Annotated in this window: 29 protein-coding genes and 1 tRNA gene; 5 read left to right on the top strand and 25 right to left on the bottom strand. The window is 43.1% G+C overall.

Going from position 1 to position 25,276, the window contains the following annotated elements; all coding sequences use genetic code 11:
* Positions 1-2: 2 nt before the first annotated feature.
* From fabF to A8805_RS12595, 6 genes are all read right to left on the bottom strand, one after another.
* Positions 3-1,241: a beta-ketoacyl-ACP synthase II gene (gene fabF, locus A8805_RS12620; RefSeq protein WP_109711682.1), complete on the bottom strand. Its 1,239-nt coding sequence runs from the start codon at positions 1,239-1,241 to the stop codon at positions 3-5.
* A gap of 24 nt (positions 1,242-1,265) precedes the next feature.
* Positions 1,266-2,006: a 3-oxoacyl-[acyl-carrier-protein] reductase gene (gene fabG, locus A8805_RS12615; protein WP_109711680.1), complete on the bottom strand. Its 741-nt coding sequence runs from the start codon at positions 2,004-2,006 to the stop codon at positions 1,266-1,268.
* Complete coding sequence (gene fabD / locus A8805_RS12610; protein ID WP_109711678.1) at positions 2,000-2,920, bottom strand: ACP S-malonyltransferase; 921 nt, start codon at positions 2,918-2,920, stop codon at positions 2,000-2,002. The genes fabG and fabD overlap by 7 nt, the downstream gene beginning before the upstream one ends.
* Entirely contained in the window at positions 2,913-3,851 is a 939-nt protein-coding gene (fabK, locus tag A8805_RS12605) for an enoyl-[acyl-carrier-protein] reductase FabK (RefSeq protein WP_109711676.1), read from the bottom strand. The genes fabD and fabK overlap by 8 nt, the downstream gene beginning before the upstream one ends.
* A gap of 28 nt (positions 3,852-3,879) precedes the next feature.
* Entirely contained in the window at positions 3,880-4,104 is a 225-nt protein-coding gene (locus tag A8805_RS12600; protein ID WP_109711674.1) for an acyl carrier protein, read from the bottom strand.
* A gap of 68 nt (positions 4,105-4,172) precedes the next feature.
* A complete protein-coding gene (locus A8805_RS12595; RefSeq protein ID WP_109711672.1) occupies positions 4,173-5,135 on the bottom strand; it encodes a beta-ketoacyl-ACP synthase III in 963 nt (320 codons plus the stop codon).
* 199 nt (positions 5,136-5,334) lie between these two features.
* Here A8805_RS12595 and A8805_RS12590 point away from each other — a divergent pair.
* Positions 5,335-5,417 (top strand) — tRNA-Leu (locus A8805_RS12590).
* Between the two features lie 281 nt (positions 5,418-5,698).
* Here A8805_RS12590 and A8805_RS12585 read toward each other — a convergent pair.
* From A8805_RS12585 to A8805_RS12570, 5 genes are all read right to left on the bottom strand, one after another.
* Entirely contained in the window at positions 5,699-6,190 is a 492-nt protein-coding gene (locus A8805_RS12585; protein ID WP_109711670.1) for a DUF2335 domain-containing protein, read from the bottom strand.
* Positions 6,141-6,323 (bottom strand): hypothetical protein, encoded by a 183-nt coding sequence (locus A8805_RS21960; protein WP_146199446.1) that lies wholly within the window; start codon positions 6,321-6,323, stop codon positions 6,141-6,143. Before A8805_RS21960 ends, A8805_RS12585 begins: the two co-directional genes overlap by 50 nt.
* Positions 6,324-6,525: 202 nt before the next feature.
* Positions 6,526-7,116 (bottom strand): SOS response-associated peptidase, encoded by a 591-nt coding sequence (locus A8805_RS12580; RefSeq protein WP_109711668.1) that lies wholly within the window; start codon positions 7,114-7,116, stop codon positions 6,526-6,528.
* A gap of 19 nt (positions 7,117-7,135) precedes the next feature.
* Positions 7,136-7,450 (bottom strand): hypothetical protein, encoded by a 315-nt coding sequence (locus A8805_RS12575; RefSeq protein WP_109711666.1) that lies wholly within the window; start codon positions 7,448-7,450, stop codon positions 7,136-7,138.
* Positions 7,451-7,468: 18 nt separating this feature from the next.
* On the bottom strand, positions 7,469-8,761 hold the full coding sequence (locus A8805_RS12570) for a DNA polymerase Y family protein (protein ID WP_109711664.1): 1,293 nt from the start codon (positions 8,759-8,761) through the stop codon (positions 7,469-7,471).
* 185 nt (positions 8,762-8,946) lie between these two features.
* Here A8805_RS12570 and A8805_RS12565 point away from each other — a divergent pair, with 185 nt between their 5' ends.
* Genes A8805_RS12565 through A8805_RS12555 form a run of 3 tightly spaced genes read left to right on the top strand, consistent with a single transcriptional unit; the run spans position 8,947 to position 10,495 of the window.
* Positions 8,947-9,330 carry a hypothetical protein gene (locus A8805_RS12565; protein WP_109711662.1) on the top strand — a complete coding sequence of 128 codons (384 nt, stop codon included), beginning with the start codon at positions 8,947-8,949 and terminating at the stop codon, positions 9,328-9,330.
* A gap of 22 nt (positions 9,331-9,352) precedes the next feature.
* A complete protein-coding gene (locus tag A8805_RS12560) occupies positions 9,353-9,793 on the top strand; it encodes a helix-turn-helix transcriptional regulator (protein WP_109711660.1) in 441 nt (146 codons plus the stop codon).
* 30 nt (positions 9,794-9,823) lie between these two features.
* On the top strand, positions 9,824-10,495 hold the full coding sequence (locus tag A8805_RS12555) for a hypothetical protein (protein ID WP_109711658.1): 672 nt from the start codon (positions 9,824-9,826) through the stop codon (positions 10,493-10,495).
* 42 nt (positions 10,496-10,537) lie between these two features.
* Here A8805_RS12555 and A8805_RS12550 read toward each other — a convergent pair whose 3' ends face one another.
* From A8805_RS12550 to A8805_RS12540, 3 genes are read right to left on the bottom strand one after another with little or no spacing between them, the layout of a single operon-like run.
* Positions 10,538-11,530 carry an N-acetylmuramoyl-L-alanine amidase gene (locus tag A8805_RS12550; RefSeq protein WP_109711656.1) on the bottom strand — a complete coding sequence of 331 codons (993 nt, stop codon included), beginning with the start codon at positions 11,528-11,530 and terminating at the stop codon, positions 10,538-10,540.
* 42 nt (positions 11,531-11,572) lie between these two features.
* Positions 11,573-11,857, bottom strand: coding sequence for a phage holin family protein (locus A8805_RS12545; protein WP_109711654.1), 285 nt, complete (start codon positions 11,855-11,857; stop codon positions 11,573-11,575).
* Position 11,858: 1 nt separating this feature from the next.
* A complete protein-coding gene (locus A8805_RS12540; RefSeq protein WP_109711652.1) occupies positions 11,859-12,065 on the bottom strand; it encodes a hypothetical protein in 207 nt (68 codons plus the stop codon).
* Between the two features lie 162 nt (positions 12,066-12,227).
* Here A8805_RS12540 and A8805_RS12535 point away from each other — a divergent pair, with 162 nt between their 5' ends.
* Positions 12,228-12,455 (top strand): hypothetical protein, encoded by a 228-nt coding sequence (locus A8805_RS12535; RefSeq protein ID WP_109711650.1) that lies wholly within the window; start codon positions 12,228-12,230, stop codon positions 12,453-12,455.
* A gap of 5 nt (positions 12,456-12,460) precedes the next feature.
* On the opposite strand, the gene A8805_RS12530 is transcribed toward A8805_RS12535, so the two are convergent.
* The 11 genes from A8805_RS12530 to A8805_RS12480 form a co-directional block, all read right to left on the bottom strand.
* On the bottom strand, positions 12,461-16,357 hold the full coding sequence (locus A8805_RS12530) for a phage tail spike protein (protein WP_109711648.1): 3,897 nt from the start codon (positions 16,355-16,357) through the stop codon (positions 12,461-12,463).
* Entirely contained in the window at positions 16,357-17,802 is a 1,446-nt protein-coding gene (locus A8805_RS12525) for a distal tail protein Dit (protein ID WP_109711646.1), read from the bottom strand. Before A8805_RS12525 ends, A8805_RS12530 begins: the two co-directional genes overlap by 1 nt.
* Complete coding sequence (locus tag A8805_RS12520) at positions 17,799-21,194, bottom strand: tape measure protein (RefSeq protein WP_109711644.1); 3,396 nt, start codon at positions 21,192-21,194, stop codon at positions 17,799-17,801. Before A8805_RS12520 ends, A8805_RS12525 begins: the two co-directional genes overlap by 4 nt.
* A gap of 14 nt (positions 21,195-21,208) precedes the next feature.
* On the bottom strand, positions 21,209-21,793 hold the full coding sequence (locus A8805_RS12515) for a Gp15 family bacteriophage protein (protein ID WP_109711642.1): 585 nt from the start codon (positions 21,791-21,793) through the stop codon (positions 21,209-21,211).
* Positions 21,794-21,801: 8 nt separating this feature from the next.
* Positions 21,802-22,164, bottom strand: coding sequence for a hypothetical protein (locus tag A8805_RS12510; protein WP_109711640.1), 363 nt, complete (start codon positions 22,162-22,164; stop codon positions 21,802-21,804).
* Positions 22,165-22,273: 109 nt separating this feature from the next.
* Positions 22,274-22,726: a phage tail tube protein gene (locus tag A8805_RS12505; protein WP_109711638.1), complete on the bottom strand. Its 453-nt coding sequence runs from the start codon at positions 22,724-22,726 to the stop codon at positions 22,274-22,276.
* Positions 22,727-22,741: 15 nt separating this feature from the next.
* Positions 22,742-23,122, bottom strand: a complete 381-nt coding sequence (locus A8805_RS12500; protein ID WP_109711636.1) for a phage tail terminator protein — start codon at positions 23,120-23,122, stop codon at positions 22,742-22,744.
* Complete coding sequence (locus A8805_RS12495) at positions 23,119-23,463, bottom strand: minor capsid protein (RefSeq protein WP_109711634.1); 345 nt, start codon at positions 23,461-23,463, stop codon at positions 23,119-23,121. The genes A8805_RS12500 and A8805_RS12495 overlap by 4 nt, the downstream gene beginning before the upstream one ends.
* Entirely contained in the window at positions 23,463-23,804 is a 342-nt protein-coding gene (locus A8805_RS12490) for a putative minor capsid protein (RefSeq protein ID WP_109711632.1), read from the bottom strand. The genes A8805_RS12495 and A8805_RS12490 overlap by 1 nt, the downstream gene beginning before the upstream one ends.
* Complete coding sequence (locus A8805_RS12485; protein ID WP_109711630.1) at positions 23,798-24,211, bottom strand: hypothetical protein; 414 nt, start codon at positions 24,209-24,211, stop codon at positions 23,798-23,800. Before A8805_RS12485 ends, A8805_RS12490 begins: the two co-directional genes overlap by 7 nt.
* A 164-nt stretch (positions 24,212-24,375) precedes the next feature.
* Positions 24,376-25,266 carry a phage capsid protein gene (locus tag A8805_RS12480; protein ID WP_109711629.1) on the bottom strand — a complete coding sequence of 297 codons (891 nt, stop codon included), beginning with the start codon at positions 25,264-25,266 and terminating at the stop codon, positions 24,376-24,378.
* Positions 25,267-25,276 lie beyond the last annotated feature (10 nt).

Below are 25,276 nucleotides of genomic sequence, written 5' to 3'. Positions count from 1 at the left end.
CCCTATCCTTCATACTTTTTTACTAATAAGGTTGCATTATGTCCGCCGAATCCGAGAGAATTCGTCAGCACATAGTTTATATCTTTTTCTACCGGCGCACCGATTGCATAGTTCAAGTCACACTCTTCATCGGTTTCGATGGTTCCCATTGTCTGATGGATATATCCGTCCTGGATACTTTTCACACACACAATAAATTCTGCACCGCCTGCCGCACCCAGCAGATGCCCTATCATAGATTTCGTGGAATTTATAACAACATCCTTAGCCGCTTCTCCCAATGCATATTTAACGGCTCTTGTCTCAAATAAATCGTTATGATGGGTGCTGGTTCCGTGTGCATTGATATAATCAATCTGCTCCGGTGATACTCCTGCTTCTTTCATTGCTATTTTCATTGCCATTCCAGCCCCTCCTCCGTCTTCCTGAGGGGAGGTGACATGGTATGCATCTCCGGTAGAACCATAGCCAACCAGTTCTGCATAGATTTTTGCACCTCTGGCTTTTGCATGTTCCAGCTCTTCCAGCACGACAATTCCGGCACCTTCTCCAAGCACAAAGCCACTTCTGTCCTTATCAAATGGTATGGATGCCCTCATAGGATCTGAAGATGCGGAAAGTGCGGTTAATCCTGAAAATCCTGCCACTCCGGTAGGGCAGATACAGCTTTCCGTCCCCCCTGCCACTATAATATCTGCATCATCATACTGGATTGCACGGAATGCATCACCGATACAGTTGGTTCCTGAAGCACAGGCTGTCACCACATTTGTACACTTTCCTTTCAGCCCAAGCTGAATGGATACGTTTCCTGCTGCCATGTTAGATATCATCAGCGGAACCATCAGCGGATTCACTCTACTGGGCCCTTTTTCCACGATTTTCGTGTAATTCTCTTCTACAATCTGCAAACTTCCAATTCCGGAACCTACAATCACACCTGCCCGGTAAGGGTCTTCCTTTTCCATGTCAATTCCTGCATCCAAAAATGCTTCTTTTGCTGCAGCAACTGCATACTGGGAAAATAACTCCATACGTTTTGCTGCTTTAAAGTCCATATGCTCTTTTGCTACAAAGTCTTTTACTTCTGCCGCAATCTGCACTTTATATTCAGATGCATCAAATTTGGTAATTGGTCCGATTCCGACTTTACCTTCCCGGATTCCATTCCAAAACTCCTCTACTGAATTACCGATTGGAGTCACTGCTCCCATTCCAGTTACTACAACTCTTTTCTTCATATTCATCTCCTATATTGCTCTCTTTTACATCGCCATTCCGCCATCTACACACAGTATCTGCCCTGTAATGTATCCAGCTTTCTCCGAAGCCAGAAATGCAACCGCCTCTGCAATATCTTCCGTTTCGCCAAAGCGGCCCAGCGGAATTCCTGCTGCTGCACTTTCCTTCACTTTATCGGAAAGCACTTCTGTCATTTCTGTATGAATAAATCCCGGTGCAATGGCATTTACCGTCACACCTCTGGATGCCAGCTCTCTTGCCGCTGATTTTGTAAGTCCAATCACACCTGCTTTTGAAGCTGAATAATTTGCCTGCCCCGCATTTCCCAAAACTCCTGATACGGAAGAAAGGTTGATAATGCGTCCGCCTCTTTGCTTTATCATCTGCCTTGCAGCAAACCGGATACAGTTAAATGTACCTTTCAGATTTGTATTTAAAACGCTGTCAAAATCTTCTTCTGACATTTTCATTAGAAGGCCGTCTCTTGTAATTCCTGCATTGTTTACAAGAATATCAATCCGGCCAAACTTCCCGATGACATCTCCCAGAAAACTTTCACACGCATGAAAGTCAGAAACATCACACTGGAATAGTTCCGCTTTCCCTCCGGCCTGCTCAATTTCTGCTTTTGCTTCCTCTGCCTTCTCTTTGGAGCCGTTGTAATTAATCACAACCACCGCACCGTCTTTCGCCAGCTTCAGAGCGACGGCTCTTCCGATCCCTCTGGATGCGCCTGTAACTACTGCTACTTTTCCTTCTAACATAACTCACTAACCACCTTATCTACATCTTCCCAAGTTTCCACGTTATAAACTTTGACGTCCCTGTTAATTTTCTTCATAAATCCTGCAAGTGTTTTCCCCGGACCTACTTCAACGAATACATCCATGCCGTCTTCAATCATATTCTCCACACTTTGCTGCCAGCGCACGGAGGAGGTTACCTGTTTTGTAAGCAGCTCCTTTACTTCTGAAATATCATTCACATAATCTGCTGTGACATTCGTAACATAAGGAAGGTTCAGCGTATGCAATTCTATCTTATCTAAAACCTCCCCCAGCTTCTTTCCTGCTTCATTAAGCATTGGAGAGTGAAATGGTCCGCTTACATTCAGAGGCAATACCCGCTTGGCACCAGCCTCTTTCAGAGCCGTCCCGGCCTGGTCTACACTTTCCTTCCATCCGGTAATTACAATCTGCCCCGGACAGTTATAATTGGCAATGCTGGCTCCTTCTATATCTGAAAGTACTTCTTCAATTTTCTCTGCTTCCAGCCCAAGCACCGCTGCCATAGAGCCTTTTCCGCCCGGAACTGCCGTCTGCATCAAAATACCGCGCTTTCTGACAGCCAGCACTGCATCCAGATCATCCATTCCCCCAGCCACAGCTATGGCAGCATACTCGCCCAGGCTCAAGCCTGCCGTCACATCCGGCCTCAGCCCTTTTTCCTCCAAAAGCCTTGCCATAGCCAGACAAGTGACAACAAGTGCTGCCTGAGTGTATTCTGTCTGATCCAATAAATCATTTTTTTCAAAGCACAGCTCTTTCATATCTATATTCAGCAGCTCAGATGCTCTGTTATAGAGCTTCGCCGCTGTTTCACTATTTTCATAAAAATCTTTTCCCATTCCGGCTTTCTGTGCGCCCTGCCCGGGAAATATAAATGCAATCTTACTCATAGAATCCTTTTCCTCCAATTAGGCTGTCTGTCTCTTTCACCAGCTTTTGAATTAGATTCTGACAGGATAATTCTTCTTTCACCATTCCGGCTATCTGACCTGCCATTACACTGCCATTTACAATGTCTCCTTCCACCACGGCTTTTCTAAGCCCTCCCAGTGTCAGAAGCTCAAGCTCTTCAAAACTAGCGCCCTCCTGCTCCCTCTGCAGATAGAGCTTTGTCATCTGGTTGCGCAATGCACGCACCGGATGCCCTGTAGAACGCCCTGTAACTCTGGAATCAATATCTCTTGCTTTCAGAACACATTGTTTATAATTTTCATGAACAATAGACTCGTTCGTAACCACAAAATGAGTGCCCAACTGTACAGCCTGAGCACCAAGCATAAATGCTGCCGCAACTCCTCTGCCGTCAGCAATACCGCCTGCGGCAATAACCGGGATACTCACTGCATCCACAATCTGAGGCACCAAAACAAAAGTTGTATTTTCACCGATATGTCCGCCGGCCTCTGTCCCTTCCGCTACTACAGCGTCTGCACCGCAGCGTTCCATACGCTTTGCAAGTGCCACAGAAGCAACAACAGGAATTACTTTTACTCCTGCTTCTTTCCACATCTTCATATATTTTTCCGGAGAACCTGCGCCGGTCGTTACTACCTTTACGCCTTCCTCCACGATTATTTTCGCTACTTCGTCCGCATAAGGACTCATCAACATAATATTTACACCAAAAGGTTTATTTGTCAGCTTTTTCGCTGATTTAATCTGTTCCCGTACCCAGTCGGCAGGCGCGCTTGCCGCCCCAATCAATCCAAGCCCGCCTGCTTCTGATACGGCGGCTGCAAGATGATATTCAGCAACCCATGCCATTCCACCCTGGATAATTGGATATTCAATTTCTAAAATTTCGGTTACTTTTGTCTTCATACTAACAACCTTTCTATTACGTTTTTCTCTATTTATGTTCTTCCAGATATTTAATTACATCTCCAATAGTAGCAATCTGCTCCAGGTCCTCGGATGGAATCTCCACGCCAAACTCTTCCTCAAATGCCATAACTACTTCAAATAAATCTAAAGAATCTGCTGCCAGATCTTCTTTAAAAGAAGTTGCCTCTGTAAGTGTTCCAATTTCTGCTCCTAAGGATTCTGCTACGATTTCTTTTACTTTTTCTAACATGATTTTAAATTCCTTTCCTGTTCTTTTTTCTTTTTATTGTGTAATCCGGTCTAACCGGGAATTACCCGTTACCACTCCAGACAGGCAGCTCCCCATGAAAGCCCTGCCCCAAATCCTGCCAATACCAGTTTTTGCCCTCGTTGAAACAAACCTTCGCGGTTCATCTCATCTAAAAGAATGGGAATGCTGGCTGAAGAAGTATTCCCATATTCGTCCAGATTCATAGGGAATTTGTCGATATTCTGCTTCAGACGCTTTGCCACAGCTTCAATGATTCTTTTATTAGCCTGATGCAAAATAAAATAGTCGATATCCTCCAATGGAATATCTACCTTTTCTAAAACTTCCAGTATCACCTCTGGCACCTGCTTTACAGCAAACTTAAACACCGCCTGTCCGTCCATCTTCATATAAGAATCTAAATCTTCGGCCCCCGATATCCAGCCTTTCCGGTGCCTGCTCATACAAGTCAGGGCACTCCCTTTGCCTCCATCTGAATAAGTTACCGGCTGGTATGGCGTTCCCTCCCCGGCCTTCAGTACCACAGCCCCTGCACCATCACCAAAGAGAATGCAGGTTCCCCGGTCTTCCCAGTTCACCATATTAGATAAACTTTCCGAGCCAATCACCAGCACGGTCCGGTACATACCGGAAGCAATATATGCCTGCGCCGTGTTATAAGCAAATACGAATCCTGTACACGCAGCATTCAAATCAAATCCTGTCGCATTTACCGCCCCGATTTCCCGCTGCACTTCACAGGCAGCACAGGGAAGCAATACCTCAGAAGTAAAGGTGGAAACTAAAATCAAATCCAGTTCTTCTGGAGCAACACCACTGTTTTCCAAAGCACGTTTTGAAGCGGTCACTGCCATAGAAACCATCGTCTCATCTTCGATAATATGTCTTCTTACAACTCCTGTACGCTCCCGAATCCATTCATCATTTGTATCCACAATCTTTGCCAAGTCATTATTATCCAGAAAATGAGCCGGCACATATGAGCCAGTTCCGCATATCCTTCCAATCATATTCTATCTCCATGTTTAATTTTGTTTTAAAGTATCTTTGCATTAAAATAGTTTGATTATCAAAGTATATCATATTGACCCTATTTGTCAAGAATTAATTGAGAAAATGCCGTAACAAAATTGTAACATTTTTTTACAAAAAAAATAAGTTTAGGGCTTTACAAAGATAGGGGTCTTATGATATGATATCAGTTGTCGAGCGGAAGTGGCGGAATGGCAGACGCGCTAGATTCAGGTTCTAGTGGGAGTTATCCTGTGAGAGTTCAAGTCTCTTCTTCCGCATAAAAGCTGTAATCCTTATGGGTTGCAGCTTTTTTATTTTTCCTTGTATTTACTGGGCCTGAGTGATTCTTTTATGCGAGACTGTTTCCCGCAATCTAATACCAAAATACCGCATTATAGAATGCTATGCAACACGACATGCAACACGCCAAGATGATACAATATCGCCCCGGAACTGTTACACTCCGGGGCCTTTTGGGGTGCAGAGAGGGCAAGCCTATGCCGTTCCCTGCAAGAAGATTATAGCAAACCCTATTGTATTTTACAATAGAAAAGGTACCCTATTCGGATACCTGATCACTCTTTTTATCTATGCTGCCCTTGGTATAGTTACCACGTGTACTCTTTAGGAATGTAGCAATAATAGAACCGATTCCTGTCATTCCGAGTATTGATGCCGAAATAGCTCCTGAATTCTTTGGAACTAGTATAACGATAACGACACCCGCGATAATACAACTGAATCCTAATGCAAACGCAAACACCACTCCAAGTAAGCTATCCCTAGACTCCGCTTTAACCATCATGGTTTCCAACTCTTGTCTATGACTAGACTGTTTCTCCGCCATCCCCAATATCCTGTCGGCTGAACCTGGTAATACTTCTTCATAACCTTGAATTATACTTGGTGGTGGAATTGGACCGCTGAATTCACTCCTAATTACTCTGGAAACCACTTGTTCAATTTGTTGTTCAATTTGTTGTTCATCTTCTAACTCAATCTCAAGCTTTTCTGAGATTTCTTGTTTCTCTCCTGATTGAATTTCCGACATCTTCCCAATCGCTCCTCAGTGCCCTATAATCTTTCATTTTATCGTCAGAAAGATTAGGCCATTCTTTTGTACCGCTTAAGTTTAGTGCTCTTGCGTATCCACTTAGAAAGCTCTTGCTTATCGTAATTTTCATTGTTATCACTCCTTTACAAGTCACTCTCTTTTTATATGTGCCTTAACAATAATAGATTTTTAGAAATAATGCAAGCGCTAATTTAATTTTGCATTTCTATTATATAGTTATTATACACTGAATTATCATTATTTGCTATTATATTTTTGTCAAGTCACAAATTGTAGAAATTAAAATAGCCCGAAATCTATCGGCAATCGGGCTATTGCAAGTCGAGCGTCTGCTGTACGCCTCCTGATGCAATACGCAATTCTCCAGGCCGCTTATGCAGCAAAAACTCTACACTATTATCATCATATAACCAGGTGTCTATTTCATTCTGCTCCATAATCAGAGGCATCCTGTCATGAACTCTTTCCATAGATTCATTGGCTTCTGTGGTTAAGATAGCAACCCGATTATCCAAGCCGTAAGTGTTCCATATCCCCGCAAATAGCATGATATGTCTGTCAGGACGCTCAAAAGATATTTTGTTTTTGCTCTTGTCCCACTCATAAAAACCGCGCGCCGGAATGATGCAGCGGCGTTGTTTGGTACTGCTCGCAAAGGTCCGTTTTTCCAATGCCGTTTCAGAGCGCGCATTAAAAATAACACCCTTACCCTGATACTGTGGGAATCCCCAGATCATATCGCTTAATATAGTATTATCATTTCCCCCCTGCAGTACCATAACATTATTTGTTGGGTATATCTCCCCATACTTCGGGGTTTCCTTTAAGCGCTTATCAAGGTTTCGTATTATCCGTTCAATTTCTTTAGCTGTTTCCTCGTCCACATAATAACGTCCACACATGCCACTTACCTCCTCAATATTAATATTGCCATATTACTTTCCACTCTTGCTTTTCTATATAGTAGTATAACCGAAATCTTGCTGAATATCTTCCCATTGTCGACTCACATTCAAATTCTATAGTTGGTATTCCACAATAGTTTTTCTTGGCTGATGTAATCACATGAATAGGGTATATGGTAACGACTTCCCCATCTGATTCCTGATATTTCATCATCTTCGGCATAATCTTTCCATTGCTTGTAAACCACACACTGCAGGCTACAGATTCTTGTTTTCCTTTTATTTTGCCTTCATCTGGGGCTGTATCATTGATACCAATGCCCATTCCCATGTTTCTCACCTTCTCTCTTTATACAACCTTAAGTTTGGAATAATCTATACTACGTTTTTCCCTCGAAACTCCACCTTCCATGTGGTCTATTAATCTGTGCTTAGTGCTGTATGGATGGATAAATACGGCCCGCTTCACTGAATCATTACCGTATCGAAGTCTAATAGTATCTACTGTTTTATCTAATGTTTCAAGACGCACATAGTCCGTCATATCGAAGAAATCCATTTGACGCGGAGATTCACCAAACGATAATACACTTGTGTGTACTCCCAAATGCCTTATTGGCGTTTTATTATCCCATAACTCCTCAAATAATTTACAAGAATAATGATACAGCTCGATAGTAATGTTTGTAGGATTATTCAAATGCATCTGATGGCTTGCGTATCTTAAATCAAAGCTTTTTATCCCTACAGAAATAACTTGTGCATGAAAATTATCCTTCCGTAGTCGGGCCGCTACCGTTTCGCACAATCCCAATAATACTTTTCGGGCTGTTTCAATATCTGATACATCGAAAGGAGTCGTTGTGGAATTTCCGTATCCTTTCTGCGCTGGAACTTCCGCCACAACCGCTGAAAAGTCAAGGCCATTCGCAAAAGCCCACATAATTTCCCCTTGTTTTTTCAAATGACTTTTTAGTAACTCTATATCAGTATGTGCCAAATCAGAAATTGTATTAATTCCCATATTTAAAAGTTTTTTAGTTGTCGCGCGTCCACAAAAAAACAGCTCCGAAACTGGTAACGGCCACATTTTAGTCTCTATCTCCTCCGGGAACAGTGTATGCACTAAATCTGGTTTTCGGAATTCAGAGGACATCTTCGCCAGAAGCTTATTTGATGAAATCCCAACATTAACAGTAAAGCCTAATTCTTCACGTATCCTGTCCTTAATCCGATAGGCTACCTCCACAGGTTTTCCATACAGATGAATTGTAGATGTCATATCAAGGTATGCCTCATCGATAGAATAGATTTCGACATCTGGTGTATATTCCCGTAGAATATCAATAAAAGCATTGGAACATCGTTGATATAATGAGTAATTTGGAGGTGCTAAATATAGCTTGGGACATTTTTGTCTGGCTTCTACAATAGTCATTCCGGTCTTGATACCATACGGTTTAGCAGGGATGCTCTTAGCCAAAATAATTCCATGCCTCATAGCGACATCCCCGCCGATAGCGGAAGGAATTGTCCTTAAGTCCAGCTTTCCGCCTAAGTGGTGTATACGGTACGCGCTTTCCCAAGATAGAAATGCGCTGTTTACATCTATATGATATATAATTCTGCTGTCCAAAGTCATCCCTCCTTTTGATATAAATATAATCGAACGAGTGTTCTTTTACAACAGGTAGTTATTTCCTCTTTATCCAAAAATGTTAGAGATTTTGATTATTTCCTGAAAACTTTTCATTTATCTATTTACATTATACTCCTACGGGAGTATAATAAAGACAGTTAAAGAACAGGTGAACGGAGGAAGTAAAAATGAAAAAGTATGATGTTAAAAAGGTTATGAGAAGAGCATGGGAAATCAAAAACGATGATGATTGCAGAACTTACAACAGAAACAGAAGCCTCCGCATTAACGGACATAAGGAAATAGAAATCGCTCTGTTTAGCGAATGTCTTAAAATCGCCTGGGCAGAAGCAAAACGAGCAATCGCTTTAGCGGAAAAGTTTGAAATTTCTTTGGAAAAGGCTGAGAAGATGGCAGCGGAAGAAACTCGCTTATCTATAATTGAGCGCGTAGACAGTGATGAAATAAAATGGAACATGTGGGAAGGACACGGAAAAGTAAGAGCATATTACAATGTTCGTAGCTGGAGCAACTACAGGAATAAGAAAGGTAACTTCGTAGACATAGCTTAAATAAAAATCAGGAGGATTAATTATGAACAGATTGCAGGAATTAAGAAAAAGGACTGGATATAGCCAGTCCGAACTATCCAAAATAACAGGCATTTCCACCAAACACATACAAGGAATAGAGGGTGGTCGAAAAGACCTAAACAAACTGGCCGGAGATGCTGTGTATAGACTCACACTGGCGTTAAGATGCGACATAGAAGATATTATAGATACAGAGCCACTTAAACAGGAAACCTTTCAAGGTTTAGCTGATTTCCTCGCTGACATCGAGATGAGCGAAAGCAGCCACGATGATTATATTAAGGATTATAGTACTCCATTGGAATTTTATCTATCGAATGCGGAAGGTGATGGATACTTGACCTATTTAACAGATAATTGGGTGGATACGGAAGAGGATGCAATTAAGATACAGGAGTTAGTTATAGAAAGAATAACGGTGTTAAACAACATTGAAACATAAAGCTTAAGATTATCGAAGAGAGGTGATAGGATGGCTCGTTTTAGGGCAAAAGAAAAAATCGGTACAACAATAAGAAACTTCAAGATTCTTGATGCCAAGCGAGAAAATGGTCGCACTTATTATTTTATAAGATGCTTGCTCTGCGAGAACGAAAGATGGATGCATGCTTCCACTGTCAATGACCCAAACGTTATTAGTTGCGGGTGCCATAAAGTAAAAAAGGCAAAGGAAATATCACACAGGCAAAATGTAGACCTAAAGGGACGCATGTTTGGTCACCTGTTAGTTAAGGATAAAGTGTCTGGAACAGGTTCCCGTACCATATGGCGATGCGACTGCGACTGCGGAAATAAAAATCATACGGTTGTACAAAATTCCCTTCTTAACGGATACACTCGGTCTTGCGGTTGTCGGGAGCGCGGAAACCCAGCAGGACGCATAAGAGAGAGTTTGGGCCTGGTCGAGGGAACCAACATATCCGCGATTGCCAGCAAGAAGATTTCCACAGCAAACACTTCTGGGGTAAGGGGTGTAAGTTACGCAAAGAACGTAAGCAAGTACCATGCATATATACAGTTTAAGGGGAAATTATACAATTTAGGCTATTACGATACCCTCAGGGAAGCAGCCGGAGTTCGAAAGCAGGCTGAGGAAAGGATATTCGGTGAGTTTTTAGAATGGTATGCAAAATTAAACAAATGACAACATTAAGCCCGGAGCCCTCACCAGATTCCGGGCCTCTTTCTATGCTATCCACATCTTAACAGCCTGTGTCTCTTTCGATATCCCAAAGCTACCGCCATCACCGCCAGCTACAGCATTGCCCCAGCCGTCCTTATGGAAATGCATCTGGACGTATAGCTTCTTGCCTTCCAGCCCTTCCACGTCCAGCATAATAGCTTCTAACCGCTTCTTCTGCCCTGTGGTGCCGATAACTGTCTCATGGGTTATGTATCCATAGTCTACGGTCCCCTTGCTCTGGATGTGTGCAGAAGCCTTAATCTTTACACCAGGTAACTTCCTTGTATCTATTTTAAGAGCTTCAAGCCTAAGTCCATGTCCTGTGGTTCCGGCTACTTGTCCGTCATGTACCGCCGGGAGCCAGCCCAGCTTTTCCACGTGTGCACGATACCACAATCCAAAGTTATTCGTTGATTTCCCGGGGTTCTGTGATGGTGTTTCCGCTGCCTGACTTGTCGGTTTGATACTTTCCGCGCTTTTCCCGGTAATTCCATTTACAATCAGCTCAGCTATTCCCTTCGCCCCCATCTTACGATACAGGTCAGCATCATGCTGATTATCACAGAAGATGGTCTCAACAATCATTGCGGGCATCCGGGAGGCATTCAGGTCATGATAACCAGTATTAAATTTTACACCGCGGTTCGGAAAGCCCGCCTGTGCAAACTTATTACATATATTCCCTGCCCTTTGGTTCATCATTAAATTTTCGTTGTTGTAGAGAAATACCTCTGTACCCCTACCATTTCCGTTAGATGCATTCATGTGTATGGTTACATAGATATCGCAATTGTTGGCATTGGCTTTGTTAGTACCCTCTGACAGCTCCCCGTTGACAGTGGATGAATCTGAGTTGCAATTGATTACGGTATGTCCTGCCGCTTGCAGCATGGGGACCATTTCATTGTATATCTTTCTCACTTCTGCCTGTTCGTCCAGAATCCCCATTGCGCCCTTGCAGTTAGGGGAATGTCCGCCTCTTAATCCTATTTTCATATAACTCCTTCCTGTTGCGACGTCGCAACGAAAAGAGAGCGATTACTCGCCCCCTATCTCCTTTTTGCCATCTTTATTTAATAAGTTCCGTAGCATCTCATACAGGCCGGTACTTGCGAGTCCACTAATCATACCGCCCAAGATTACCTCTGCATTTATGCCGGGGTAATTTATCAAGACTGCTATAAACACTCCCAGGACAAGCGCGGATAGTGGTATGTACCTATTTGGAATCTTTGGGATGGCGGTTTTTATTCCATAACCCACCATTAAGCATATACCTAAAATCAATGGGTTAATATAGTTCGTTAAAAATGTTAAATCCATACTATTTCTCCTTTTCCAAATCTTCTATTCTGTGGTTTGCAACTTTTATTTTTTCCTCTAAAATAAAGGTTCGTTCCATAACGTTGTTGTGTTTCTCTACTTTCTTTTCCAACTGTTCTATTCTGTATTTTATTATTTGGCTACCGCCGAAACTTCCGGCCAGAGTACCCATCAGGGATAGGATAGCCACCAGTACAGTATCTGGCATATTTCTTTTACCTCTCTTTCATAATTTAGAAATAAAAAATAAGACCTTTCGGCCCGTCTCTGGATTTCATTTTAAATTTTCCTTTCTTCACTAAATAGGAATTCCTCGCACGAACTAAACACTTATTATAGTGTTAATGTTAAAAAATTGGGAAACGCTAAAATGCTTACAATATCAAATGATAAGGGAATAACCTCTGCACATGTGCTGAATTATGGAACCCTTCCCCATGAATTTCGACCTATAACAAACATAACAAAATGGGTCGTTTTACGGGAAAATGTGTCAGCCTATCTTGAAATAAGGGTTAATGGTGAGGTTATATTAAGCAGAGCAAATGGTACTATTGCATCTGGAATTTGGCTTGTAATCAGTGAAGCGTACATATAAAATAATTATTTTGACCAGATTGTTGTCCAATTTGTGCCGTTGTGGTAAGCATAGGTTATCCCGGTATTCCTTACAATTAGCCGAGCTGTGTGACCATTAACTATTTTCCAATCCAGGAAGAAAGCAGAATCGCCATCGTACCCAGCTTCGATACCGGAAAGATTGTCGGTCAGTACTAATTTCCTATTTAGTTCATACATTTGTTGGCGTATTCCATTATCTGGGTAAAAAACCAAATCATTACCAGTAAACTCATAGCCGGCTATTTTCGTTCCAGTAGTCGCATTCATAATTACTTTTTCTATTATGCCAGGACCGATTTTATCGGTGTAATTTACGGATGGAGACCATGTTGTACCGTTACTGCTAGTATACTCGGTGTAACTTAATATAAGTTCGCTACCATCAAGACGGATGTCACCAATGTATTTACCATAAGGATTGCCGTCCCACGTTGTCGGCGCGGGTTCTTCAAATGCACTTTTGAAGATAGAACCGTTAAACTCATATCCTGTAAAACTATCTGCCTCTATATTATCCGCCCGGAACTTAAACAACCCCCATGATGAGCCGTTCCAACGGTAAGTAGCATTCTTAATCAGTCCAGCCACTGTCCCTGTATGTTTCCATAACATTCCTGTGTATTTTGTCGGTGGTTCGGTTGCCAGTTCAAGGATGCCCATTGGGTCCCCTTGCGGTCCTTCCGGCCCGGTATCTCCCTTAAGTGCTAGGGCAAAGGAAAAGTTCTTATAGAAGCTCTTACCGTCTACCGTTATAGGAATTGTCAACATACCGTTTTTAGTCACCATTGCTGTTGTTACCGTCACTGTAAATTGTGCATTAACAGTCCCATTATTTTGGATACTTGCGGTCATTCCTGTTGGCATCCCGGAGATTGTGCCGATAGTTGCTGCTACCTGCGTGCTGCCCTTGTAAGCAATAACCTTGCAAACCGCACTGCCAGCAAGTGCTGCGGTTGTTCCTCCTACAAATGTGTGGGATTCGTTACTTAAGACCACCGTATAAGCGTCTGCTCCGTTACTCCCGTTAGTGCCATTGGCCCCCATCTTACCGATAGAATAAGATGTACTCGTGGTACTGTCTGTATAAGTAATTACTGTCCTGGTCCATAGATACTGGTCTGCTGCTACAGTCGGAATGCTACCGGACCATGTCCCGGTAGGCACTGTTGTTCCACTTGTCGATGCCTGATAGGTTACAACTGTACTGGATACACCTTTTCCAGCAGCCCCCGTATTGCCAGTTGCACCATGTGTCCCGATAATAACGGGAGTGGTAGTCTGTGTGCTATTGTCTGTATATTTGATTACTTCATAGTTCCACAGATATCTATTGGTTGTGGTGGTAGTCTGCATGGTTGTTGTCCATCCACTTGTCCCGGTAGTCACGCCGCTGGACGATGCCGATGCCAGATAGTAATTAGTTATAGTGCTTATTCCTTTGCCATCCGCTCCCGTGCCACCAGTGTTTCCAGTATCCCCATAAACTCCGATAACACGTTTTTGTGATTCTTGCGTAGAGCCGTCTGAATAAGTGGTTATCTCATAATTCCACAGATACTTATTGGTTGCGGTCATGGTCGGGACTGTGTCCTGCCAAGTTGTAGGTGCGGTTGTGTTAGAGCTGGAAACCGCGTATTTTTCTGTGGCCGAAGTGATTCCAACACCACTCTGGCCATTGGCTCCCATTTTCCCAATGGAATATGCTGTGCTGGTGGAATTATCCGTGTATGTAATTATTGTACGTGTCCATAAGTATTGGTTAGCTGCCACACTGGGAATGGTTGTTGTCCATGTCCCAGTAGGTACGGTTGTCCCGCTGGAAGACGCTTGATAAGTTATTACTGTACTCGTAATTCCTTTCCCTGGTGCTCCGTCTTCCCCGTCCCTGCCATCTGTCACTATCGGTATAATCTGCCTGTCTAACAGGGTTGTTGTGCCTCCGGCCAGATACATAGAGCAACTTAAGGCTTTTATCCCAGCCGATGGAGTGTATGTCTTGGTGCTCTCATTTGCGCTGGAAGTGTACTTTGTTGTCCAGGTAGACATATCCGTTGTCTCTTGGATTCTAAATCGCCCAGCATAAGATACAAGAGGATTTTCGCCAGTTTGAGATTGTCCAGTAAGAGTTATGGTGGCTGGTGTGTATGCGCCGTTAGAATCTTTTACGATTGCGTATGCATCTACCAGCATGGAGTATGCTGTTGCCGGATTACCTGCATCCCCCTTTTCTCCTTTGTCGCCCTTATCGCCCGTTGGACCCTCCACTTTAACCCAGCTATACATATCCGGGTTGTTAGAATCTGCCTCCGTGAAGTCTATGTAGTACCCCATCCACTTTCCGGGAGTCTCGCCCTGGTTGGCAGTAAATGTCTGTCCCCCATCATCCGAATATTTTATGTGCAGGTACTGCGTCTTTCCGTCAGCTCCTGTTTGTCCGTCAACTACATTCACAACAGTAACTTCGTAGACTCCCCGGACAGTGCCGCCTGCATCAGCAGCCTCGTAACTGTATACCGCCTTACCAGAAATGTCAGAAGCATTGACAGTAATGGATTTTCCTGTGGAGAGACTCGTTCCATCCTTCGACCAGCGGATTGTAAGGCTATCCGTCATGTCTTTGCCGACATCCATAACAGATGCGGTAAGTGTCGTGCTTCCTTCGCCGTTTTTAAATACAATCCCGTTGTTGGTCAATATGGTACAGGTATACGTCTTATTGGCTTCTATAAGAGCGTTCATTGCTGCCAATAATGACGGATCAATCTGGCTTTGCAACTCCTTAAAGTTGTCAAAAGTAGTATTGTTTAGTGCAGGATTTGTGAAACTCCGTATCTGCTCTGTTACCCTCGCTTGTAGGTATAATGGAGGGTTCCATTCTTCATCTGCGATGGATACCGTATCTCCTATTCCAGTGTCAAAATACCCGTCAACCTCGTACTTTACTTGAGGCACACAATTCTTTCTAAGCTCTGCCAGGGCTTGCCCATACAGCATGTTTACATTGTCAGTGTCATAATTCCACACCTGCGCGATATACCGCTCATTAACATTGGCTGTGGTATTAGACGGAAATCTGTCTCTTGCCTGTACCGCGTAGATATTACGGTTGCCGGATGGGGAACTATATTCCACGTTCCCGTCAGCGTCATATTCCGTTTTGTTAAGGCTGGAAACTGTAAGACCGTCTCTGCCTATTGGCCTTATGGCTGTGTATAAGCCTGTTATATCGCTTGTTTTGGTAATGCCCGACACATCCTTCCCATATCTTAGTACAAGCTCTGTACGGTCAGTTCCAACGCCTTGCACAGTGTCGGAGTGCGCCTGATATACATTCATTACAATCTTATTAAGAGAGTAATCATCATTTAGGTGTGGCACAAATTCCAGTTCCGCATCAAACACCGTTGCCAGAGAATAGAGCCTTGCAAGCATAGTGTCCGTCCCGGTCCACTCGCTTTTTATTGACTTGTTGGATACCTCATTAATCCCCAGAGTTACTACTTTTTCAAAATCGAAGGTATCCATATACTGCGCGAATGTCATTGCGTTGGCCGCTGCATAAGCATCCTTTTGCTCATTAAGCAACTCAAAATTAAGGGAATAGGCTGTAATTTCTACTTCTACCTCATTTTTTATTACCTGTACGATATTAAAATAATAGTCCCTGCCATTATACCGGAATGCCAGTTTATTTCCCTCTACAAGATATTCAGAATCGGAATGCTTTGCGTTGGCCTTAAACGTGTATGTGTTGGCAGAGCCTTTCAAATACTCGTGCAGCTCATCGTCATAGTAGTGCAGGGCTTTAGGTGCACGATTATCTAAATAAGCGCACACGTTATCGCATGCGCTTAGTATTGCTATTCTTACGTTGTCCATTATAGATATGCCTCCCTTATCCTTGCTTCTATCGTTGGTGCCGGGGCGGAAAAGTCCGAATAGTAGAACTGTACTTTGGTTGTTCCTGGTGGTGCAAGGAAGTAATCACTACCCGTTATCTCTTCGCTCGGTATCCCGTCCACGTATGCTTTTGTGGTTTCTCCATCTATGTATAGTACGCTTCCATTCCGGTATCTATTGGGGATGTCGTACCAGTAGTTAACGTTGTTCTTCTGGAATACCAGATTTTTAAAATACATCCGGTGCACAAGGCTACCGCTTCCCCTGGTGCCATACTGGCCAAGAAATATAGTAAGTGTCAATCCCTTTCGGCTTGCTGCGGCCGGGACTCTTACGGAATATGTTTTCCCGCCGAAATAGAAGTTAAATAATTCTCCTGTTTTGGTTATGCTAATCCACCCATTAGCCTGATTGGTAACAGATTTCGAATTAGGTTCATAGTATATTCGGTTTATTTCTTTTAGCTGCACCTGCGTAATAACCCTTGCTGTGTTATTGGTCGTAGAGTCCTTCATGATGTGCATAGATGCCAGATGGTTCCCGTTTTCATCCCCGACAACAAACTGCAATATTCCGGTCTGTGCTACGGTTCCGGTTTCAAACCATACCCGCGCCTGTGCCAGGAAGTTTTGCGCTCCTGATGCCCCGCTGGAATCCGCTGGTATAGTCATTGTCTTACTTGCGCCATGCCATGTCGTTCCACTACCTACTCCCCCCAGTGCCAGGTAATCATAGTACGTGGCCCAGGTTCCATTTGTAGGGAAATTATCTGTAAGTATTCCGCCGCCATTGGTCATAGCGTTAAAGTCAGACGCTTTACTATAGTTAACAAGCACCTGCGACTTGGTCCGTATCTCCTTATCCAGCTCATCCACATATCCGTACTGCATAGCCCCATACTCCGATACAATTCCTACATAGCCGTTCTCATGGTTGTGGGTGATTTGGTAACTTATTGGTACTTCTGCGGTACCGTTATTGACTATGGTTGCCTCCATAATGCCATTACTGTTCAGGGAGGCAGGAAATACTTTTTCTACCGTGGAGTGAGCCAGCCCATCTGGGACAATCCAGTTGATTTCACCGCTCCCAAGAAATACTATCTCCTCAAAGTCAAGCGTACCGGAAGGTATGGCATAAAATACTTTCCCCGGCATATTACCGAATATCAATTCTTTTGGTTCATTGACATTTAAAATGCCCTCAAGTTCATCGTATTTCTCTTCCAAGTCATACCGCATTTGGAAAGGCATAGGGATTATCTTTTCTTTATGTGTAGTATATTTGAAGTCGGCCCCTCTCGCAAGCCCGGCTGATGTGTTAAGTTCAGGGTCCCAGTTCGCCCCGATAAACGGAGTAAAGCCCTGTGTTACAGCTATGTATTGGTTCAGTTCTATTCCGTTAAATTTTACCGAAAGGCTCATGTTCTCACTCCGTTCATCATATTTTTGAATGTCTGATTCCTTGTTAATTGTTCTTGCATTGGTACGGCGGTAGCTTTTACAACCTCTCGTGCGCCTATTTCGATTGATGTAGTTATGGGCCGATTTGCGAGTTTATATATAGCCCTCGCAAGTTCAGCGTTTCCCGTATTGCTGTACTTGTTCACGACTTGCGGAGAATACATTTGTGCTTGAAATCCACTACCTATCGCCGCCTCTGCTGTAATTGCAGGTAACTTTATGGCTTCTGAAACTTTCTCCATTGCTTTCACGGGTATGTTTGCGTATTTTTCAAGCCCTTTTGCCTGTCCTATCATCATATATTTTGCGACCCAGTCCTTCATCCATTTGGAGGGGGAGCCTATGATGTAGGAACCTTCTGTTGCTTCTTTAACCCTTTTGGCTGCCGCCTCTGCTGCTGACACTGCCGTATCCGCGTTATTTCGTATACCTATTGCAAGTCCATCCATTAGGTAACTACCAATCTGCATAAAATCAGAATATGAATTCCTGAATGCACTCTTCATATCTTCTACCAGAGACCTTATTTGAGACAGTACCAGTTCTTTGTTATTAGATATTCCGTTACCAAGACCTGCATCAATGTTTTTCCCATATCCTTCGGTTACACGTGATGGAGAATGCATATCAAGTTGAGTCTGTATTGGACTTTTTATAGATCCGTTTATAAGTCTTGTTACTGAGTCTTCAACCAATATCTGGTTATTTCCTATTCCCGCCGCTACACCTGTTGAAACATTGGCCCCCATAACCTCACTAGAACCTCTTACTGCTTCTGTATTATTTGATATGCCCTGTGAGAGTCCAGTACCCACATCTGACCCTAAGCTTGCGAAATCAGCGGCTGACATTTGCGTTCTAAGACTTTCTTGCGTTTGTGTAACAAGTGCTGTGATAGATTCAGGTATTCCACTACCTTCAAAATCGAACGCTTTTTTTAGAGAATCAGTGGCCGTAGTGCCTCCACTCTCAAATACAGTGTTGAGCTGCTGCAATTGTTCATCAGATGCGGTAACCAAAGCCGCCACGTACCCAGCTGATTCAGGACCTGCATCACGCAGCTTATCAAGTAATCCCTGATTTACCCCCCTGTCAGCAAGTATCGAGATATTGTCAGCCCATTCAGACATAACACGCTGGTTTTCTATCATGTTATTTATCATATCTTGTGCAGACATTTCCTGCTTATCACTCAGAACATCAAACATATTAGTTGCCTGTTCTTCGTATTCCAGCCACTTTGCGTTCATTGAGTCAACAGCTTCTTTTTGGGAATCTGAAAGAAGCGCGTATGACATGACTTGATTTGTGACTCCATTTTGTACGGCAGCGTCAACTATGGCCTGAGATTCTGCAATAGAAGCGTTTGTTGCGTTTGCGGTTTCCTTTAAATTTGCGTAATTTTGCTCTTCTTCTTTTATTTTAATGTTCAGAGAATCCAGTTCTGCCTGGTGTTTAACTTCGTCCTCCATCATTTTACGGCGCGCATCATACCCCTTAATAACTTGATTTTGATTCTCATTCATATCCTTTTCAATGACTTTTCGCCGTTCATATAAATCATTCAACGCCGATTCCGCAACATTTAAGTCTTTTGCGTTCTGTACTGCGTTCTTTCTGCCTTCCTCCGCTTTTCGGGCTGCTTGCATCAGCTCAACACGCTCTTTCAGCAGTCCAGAGCTGATTGACAAATTGTCGTTCTCTTTGTCATAAGCAAGACCTAACCCGTCAACGGAATTATTCAAAGATTTTACGATGGTTTCCATTCTTTCTTTTTCAGAGGCAGACTTATTTTCTGATTGAGCCAGTCCTTCCAACTCGTCTATCAAATCTTTGTATGCTTGTGTAGAATTATCGATATCTTCAAGAGATGCCTTTTGTGCGGCTGTATTCTCCTTTATTTTTTCTGTTGCCTTGCTCGTCTGCTCTATTAGCCTCCCGGTGTACGTTCCACTCACGTCAGACAATTCTTTATAATGCTCTTTTCCCAAAGATAAAGCACTTACCAATACACCTAATGCTGAAACAACTAATCCAATGGGACTGGTGAGGAATCCGATAGCCGCGGTAAGAGCTTTAGTCGCTGCTGTTGCTGCTATTGTCACTACTTCATGCGTAGTGAGAGCACCAGTCAGTAAACCGATGGCCGCTGTGCCAATTCCTATAGTTCCGTTTTGTGCCGCTTGAACTAATGTTTGTGCTTTCGTTACCGCAATGTCAGCCCCTTTTGCTGCTGCTTCCTTTGCTATCGCCGAAGTGTGCAGCAATGTGATGGTCGTGAGTCCTTCCTGCGTTGCTTTTGCTGTCTTAATCAATGCATTGGATTTTGTAATTAATCCACTCACTGTAGATATAATTTTAAGGGCTGCGTAAGCTGACGCCACTCCCATAAGTTGAGGAGCCAAGCTTTTCACCACTTTAACCGTTCCCTTAACAACATCCGAAAAAGTTTTGAATACCGGAGTGCTGCCGCGAACAACAGACTTCATAGCACCGAACGCTGAATTAATTACTCCTTTAAGAGAGTTAATATTGTCAGCAATGCTCTTTCCGGTTATCTCCTGGGACATTTCATCAAAGACCTTCACGAGATCAGCAAGATTCCTGACTACAGCAGTTCTTAAATTAGTGAAACTGGTTGCAATCCCTTTGCTGTTTTCCTGTGCTAATTGAGCAATTTCCCCAGTCCCGGTCGCAATACTGATAAGGTTGTCCTGGAACTCAGCGAATGTTGTTTTTCCGCTCTGCAATGCAGCATACAACTGATTAACCCCATTGCTACCTAGATAGCCCATAGCCTCCGCTGTTCGTCTTAGTGCAACGCCCATTGTTTCCTGCAATGTACGCCACGAAACAATGTCAACCGTCCCTTTGGACAGCATTTGAAGGTATTGGACCATTCCGCGCTCTGCATCAGCGGTACTTGCACCATTAGCCATAAAGCTGTTATTAAGTGCCAGTACTGCATCTGTACTTTTATTCAAATTTCCGGTTATGGTTGTCATCTTCTGGACGCTTGAAACCACGCTGTCAAGAGTAGTTGGTAGTCCCTCAATTCCACTTGACAGTTTTTCTATGGAGGCAGCACTTACTTCTGTACTGTACCCAAGGGATTCCATAACCTTTGGATAACGCTCTATGGTATCAAAACGCTTAATAGAGTCAGACAACGCATCGTTCAAAACGCTTAATGCGGCAGCACCAATTTTCACAGCCACCATAGCCGCTGTAAACTCTTTCATGCCAGCTGTAGCTTTTTTTGTGGAGCCTTGCATCTTGTCCATTCCCTCAACGGTTGCTTCCACGTCTTTCCCATCAACACTAACTTTTATTTTAATTTCGCCGTCAGCCATACTATACCCCCTTTCTATTCTTTTTCAGGCAGCTTGTAAACTTCCTGTAGCTTAAGCATGTTTTTTTCATATGTATCATTCTTGGTAGGCTTCTTGTATGCCCGTATACCGCATATCTTAGAAAACTGAGTATCTTCCGGTAGCCCTTTCAAAAGAGCAGAAAATTTCTTGAAGTGTAATTTCCCTTGTTGCTCAAACAAATCTATTCCATAGGTCTGCATAAAGGCCGCATATATCAAGTCTCCATCATGATTAATACGGTATGTTTCCTTAACATCCCTTTTTGGTAGTGGATTACCCTGTAGGTCTACTTCTGGCTCTGCTTCACTGGCACCCGAATAGAGTTCTATAATTTCTTTTAGTAACTTGCTTTTTTCGATAATGTCTAAGTTTGAAAGGTCGTCCAACACTAATATTTCAGTGCCTATGTCTGCCTTTATCGCTTCTGATAGACTTTTATCGTCCAGCAGGTCAAACACACGTAGTATCTTGTCAAATGACGCATATACCTCGTATTCATAAACACCTATGCACATTCTATCTATACAGGTACATTCCGGTTTCTCTCCGAAAAGGGGATATTGTATTTTCAATCCCATAGTGCCACCTACTTGTATTTATCAAAGACTGCCCGTTTGTCCTCTTCTTCAATTTCTTCTTTGATACCTATTGCTATCTGAAATACATATTTAGAAGCAGTAAATACCGAATTGTTGATAGAACATATCTGTTCAAAGGCACCTGCGCCCAAGAAGCTGTCTGTAAGTTCCGTCATAAATTCTTTTTCATCAATGTCAAATTCCGGGTTCTCATCAATTTCCTTGATTTTCTCTTCCAACTTAGGAATGATGTTTTTGAAATTGTTCACATTCTCGTCAGATCTGTCGAAATAAAGGACAAGCAACTCATTTCCCTGCTCATCCACAAACGGGATATTAATAACAGTCGGCCTTACTTTAATTGGTCTCATAATTCCTCCTAAAAAGTAAAGCGGAAAGGTTATCCCTCTCCGCCTAAATCATTGTCTGTTGGTTCCTCTTCCTCGCCCAAATCGGTTTCTTCTTCCGGTTCAGGCTCAACTACTCCCCCGTTACTTCACTCTCCGTAGGAAGTTGGTTGTATGTAATGGTGCAGGAGAAGTCCTCATACTCGGTTGCATCCCCAGCACCTGCAATAATATCTGTCACGGTTGCCATTCCTACCCACTGCTTATCGTTTGCAGCAGAAACAACTTTGTGCCACACCTTCCTGTCATCCCCGGTTTTATATTTCATTCCGGCAATCATAGCTTGTGCCGGATCCTCCGGGTCATAGAATCCCTCAAAGCTGTAAGCACCTGCAACACCTACTACAGATGTTTCAGGCGTTCCATCTCCATCATAGAATCCGGTATCGTCTGTCTGTTCTTCCGTCTCATCCCCGACATTTGAAATCCACTTCGCCAATTCAAGCCATGTGGTAGGCGGTGTAGATGGTGTCTGAGCGTTTACTGCTCCAATAAAATGCCCTCTTAGGGCGTTTTTCTGTCTCATATGTTTGTTAACCTCCTAATACGTTGTTATTTTAGCTTCAAAATCCAACAAAAAAACAAGCCAGTTCTGCTCACCTGCTTCAGTGATATACGGCTTGTTGGTAATTTGGATTGAGTTGAAAGTGAAGTCATCACTTGTTAAATTGTCTAAGTTCTCAACGAAATCCGAAATCTGCCAAAGCGAATCCCCTAACGATTCAGGGTTTTGCGACTTCATAGCAATTTCGTAGTTTAATGATACATCCTTTGCCCCGTCCATGTACTCCCGGACTTTCTGACCGCCTGGGAGTGGGTACATCACAAGGCTTTCCCCGGTATCAAGATAGCCCTTTTTGATGCGAACCGGCAGTGAAAGGTCTGAGTTAATCTTATCTGTAATTGTTTCTATAAAATTCAAATCCCCATCCCCCTTAAATATGCCCTCTTCCAAGAATCCATGCACTGTCCCTTTGCTTTTAAATCCCATCTCTTTCCAGTTCCAGGAGTGGAGTAATTTTTAAATACCGCCTTCCCATTCTTTCCATAGAATTGTGCTTTTGCGTATTTGGTATTCCATATCAGGGAATCTCCATTACCGGACATTCGGCCTGTTGTACGCAAGGTATTGGATAGCTTTGGCACGAATTGATTCATGTCAGCAAGCATTTGATTAGCCATTGCATACTGTCCCCTTATCCTGGCTTTTGCGTCAAGTTTCCTATATGCTCCGCCTAAATGAACCTTTATACTTACACCCATTAGACCACCTCCAACTCTATAGAATATATCGCATCAGAGTAAGGCTCATGGTTTTTCAGGACATTGGTTATTATGTGTTCTTGTCCGTCAAAAGTAACACGTGATTCAGTAATGAAATCCTGCAGCGGAGTAGTCATTCCGGAATAGCAAAATATTACCGCATTGTACAGGATGTCTCTGCCCCCTGATGTGTAGCTGTACTTTGTAGTTCTGTCTATCCTCACATTGGAAATAGTGACGGGGGCCGCGTACATAGGCCGCTGGTAATCATCCTTTTCGGTTATCTGTTCATATACCATTTCGTCAACAAGTGTCTCTATCGGCGGCTTGGGTATCACCATACTGGACACCCCCTTATTCCTCTATACAACAGCCCTGTTCCTTCCAGTGCTATGTATACATCTTCTGCTACTAGGCTCTTTGTTTCGTTCGCCCCGGCTGCATTATAGCGGCTGCCATTAGAAACGCTTGTACGCCCTATAGAGAATGTTTGGGGAGCCTTATTGATTCCTTCATAGGTTTCTGCTCCAAGTTCGGAGAAATAAACTATCTGATAAGCCAGGGCCTCCTTGAATTTATCCACTCGGAACTTATAGTCTTTCGTGATGTCATTGAACTGGTAGAAATTGTCGGTGATGTTATCAAGGATTGCAGAAGCCTTTTTAATATGCTTGTTGTAATCGTCCTGTGATACTGTATTATCACCTACAATATTCTGTAATTCAGTATAGGTTAAGTAGTCAGCCATGTTCTTCCCTCCAAAAAGAGGAAAGCCCTAGCCTTCCTCTAATAACTGAATCAATGTTGATTTGTTGCTATTGGATTTGTAAGGTATACCGCTATCATCCAATAGCTCTTTTAGTTGTGCGTTTGTCATTGTGATGTAAGCAGCAGGACTTTCAATCGCCCTGCCTACGGCTCCCCCGTTTTTACTACTTTCGCCACAGCCTTTTTATTGTCGTCAATAATAAATTCTCCGGCCTTTCCTGCGCCCTGTAATGCTACGCCGTCAAAGTCCTCTGACTCAATGGTTCTTGCGGTATTAATTCCTGTAAATGCCTTTCCTACATTCTGAACATATATGTAAGCGTATTCGTCTGTCTGGAACAGTGAATCAGGAGTCTCCTTAATTTGGAATCCCTTGAATCGTAAAATACCGTTTTCATCAATATTTACAGATGAATTCTTTCCCGTAGTAACAAGCGGATGGTCTACAATTGCATTGTATAATTCAGTATTAACTGCTGCTACCTTTGTACCGATCGCTTCAATATTTACGTAGTAAGCTGACAGTGCATTGAATAACGCTAATACAGAATCTGCTGTAAAGTCTGCGAGTTCTTCCTCATGCCCGGCAACAGATGAAATAAAAGCACTGTGCTGTGAATTAAACTTCTGTACTTTTGCCTGTGCCTGTAATTCGAGTCTGTCCGCTACAGCTGCTGAAAAATCATTATTTACTGTATGCCTGTCGATACCTTCGTGGAATACCCATTCCCATGTGTAAGGTACGTCAGTGTCGGTATAGATAATTTCTGTTCTTGCCCCGAATCTTGTACTGTTTCCTGTTCCAGTCCCGAACGCCACGTTTGCACCTTTGTTGTAAGCGGCCCCAACCACAACAGGGATATCTGATGTTTTTACGCTGAACGCTACAGCATTATGCTGTACACCGTCAAGTGCTTCAATGCCACCTCCGAAGAAGTCGGCAAAGTAAGACTGTTTTCTAAATACAGCCTGCAATAACTGTCTAAACTGTTTCTGATAGCTTCTTACTGCTAAATCTTGATTTGCTGTTGGCATAATTTTACCT

Source organism: Faecalicatena contorta (genome assembly GCF_003149105.1).
GTDB lineage: Bacteria > Bacillota > Clostridia > Lachnospirales > Lachnospiraceae > Muricomes > Muricomes contortus_C.
This window is presented reverse-complemented; position numbering and strand designations above follow the sequence as displayed.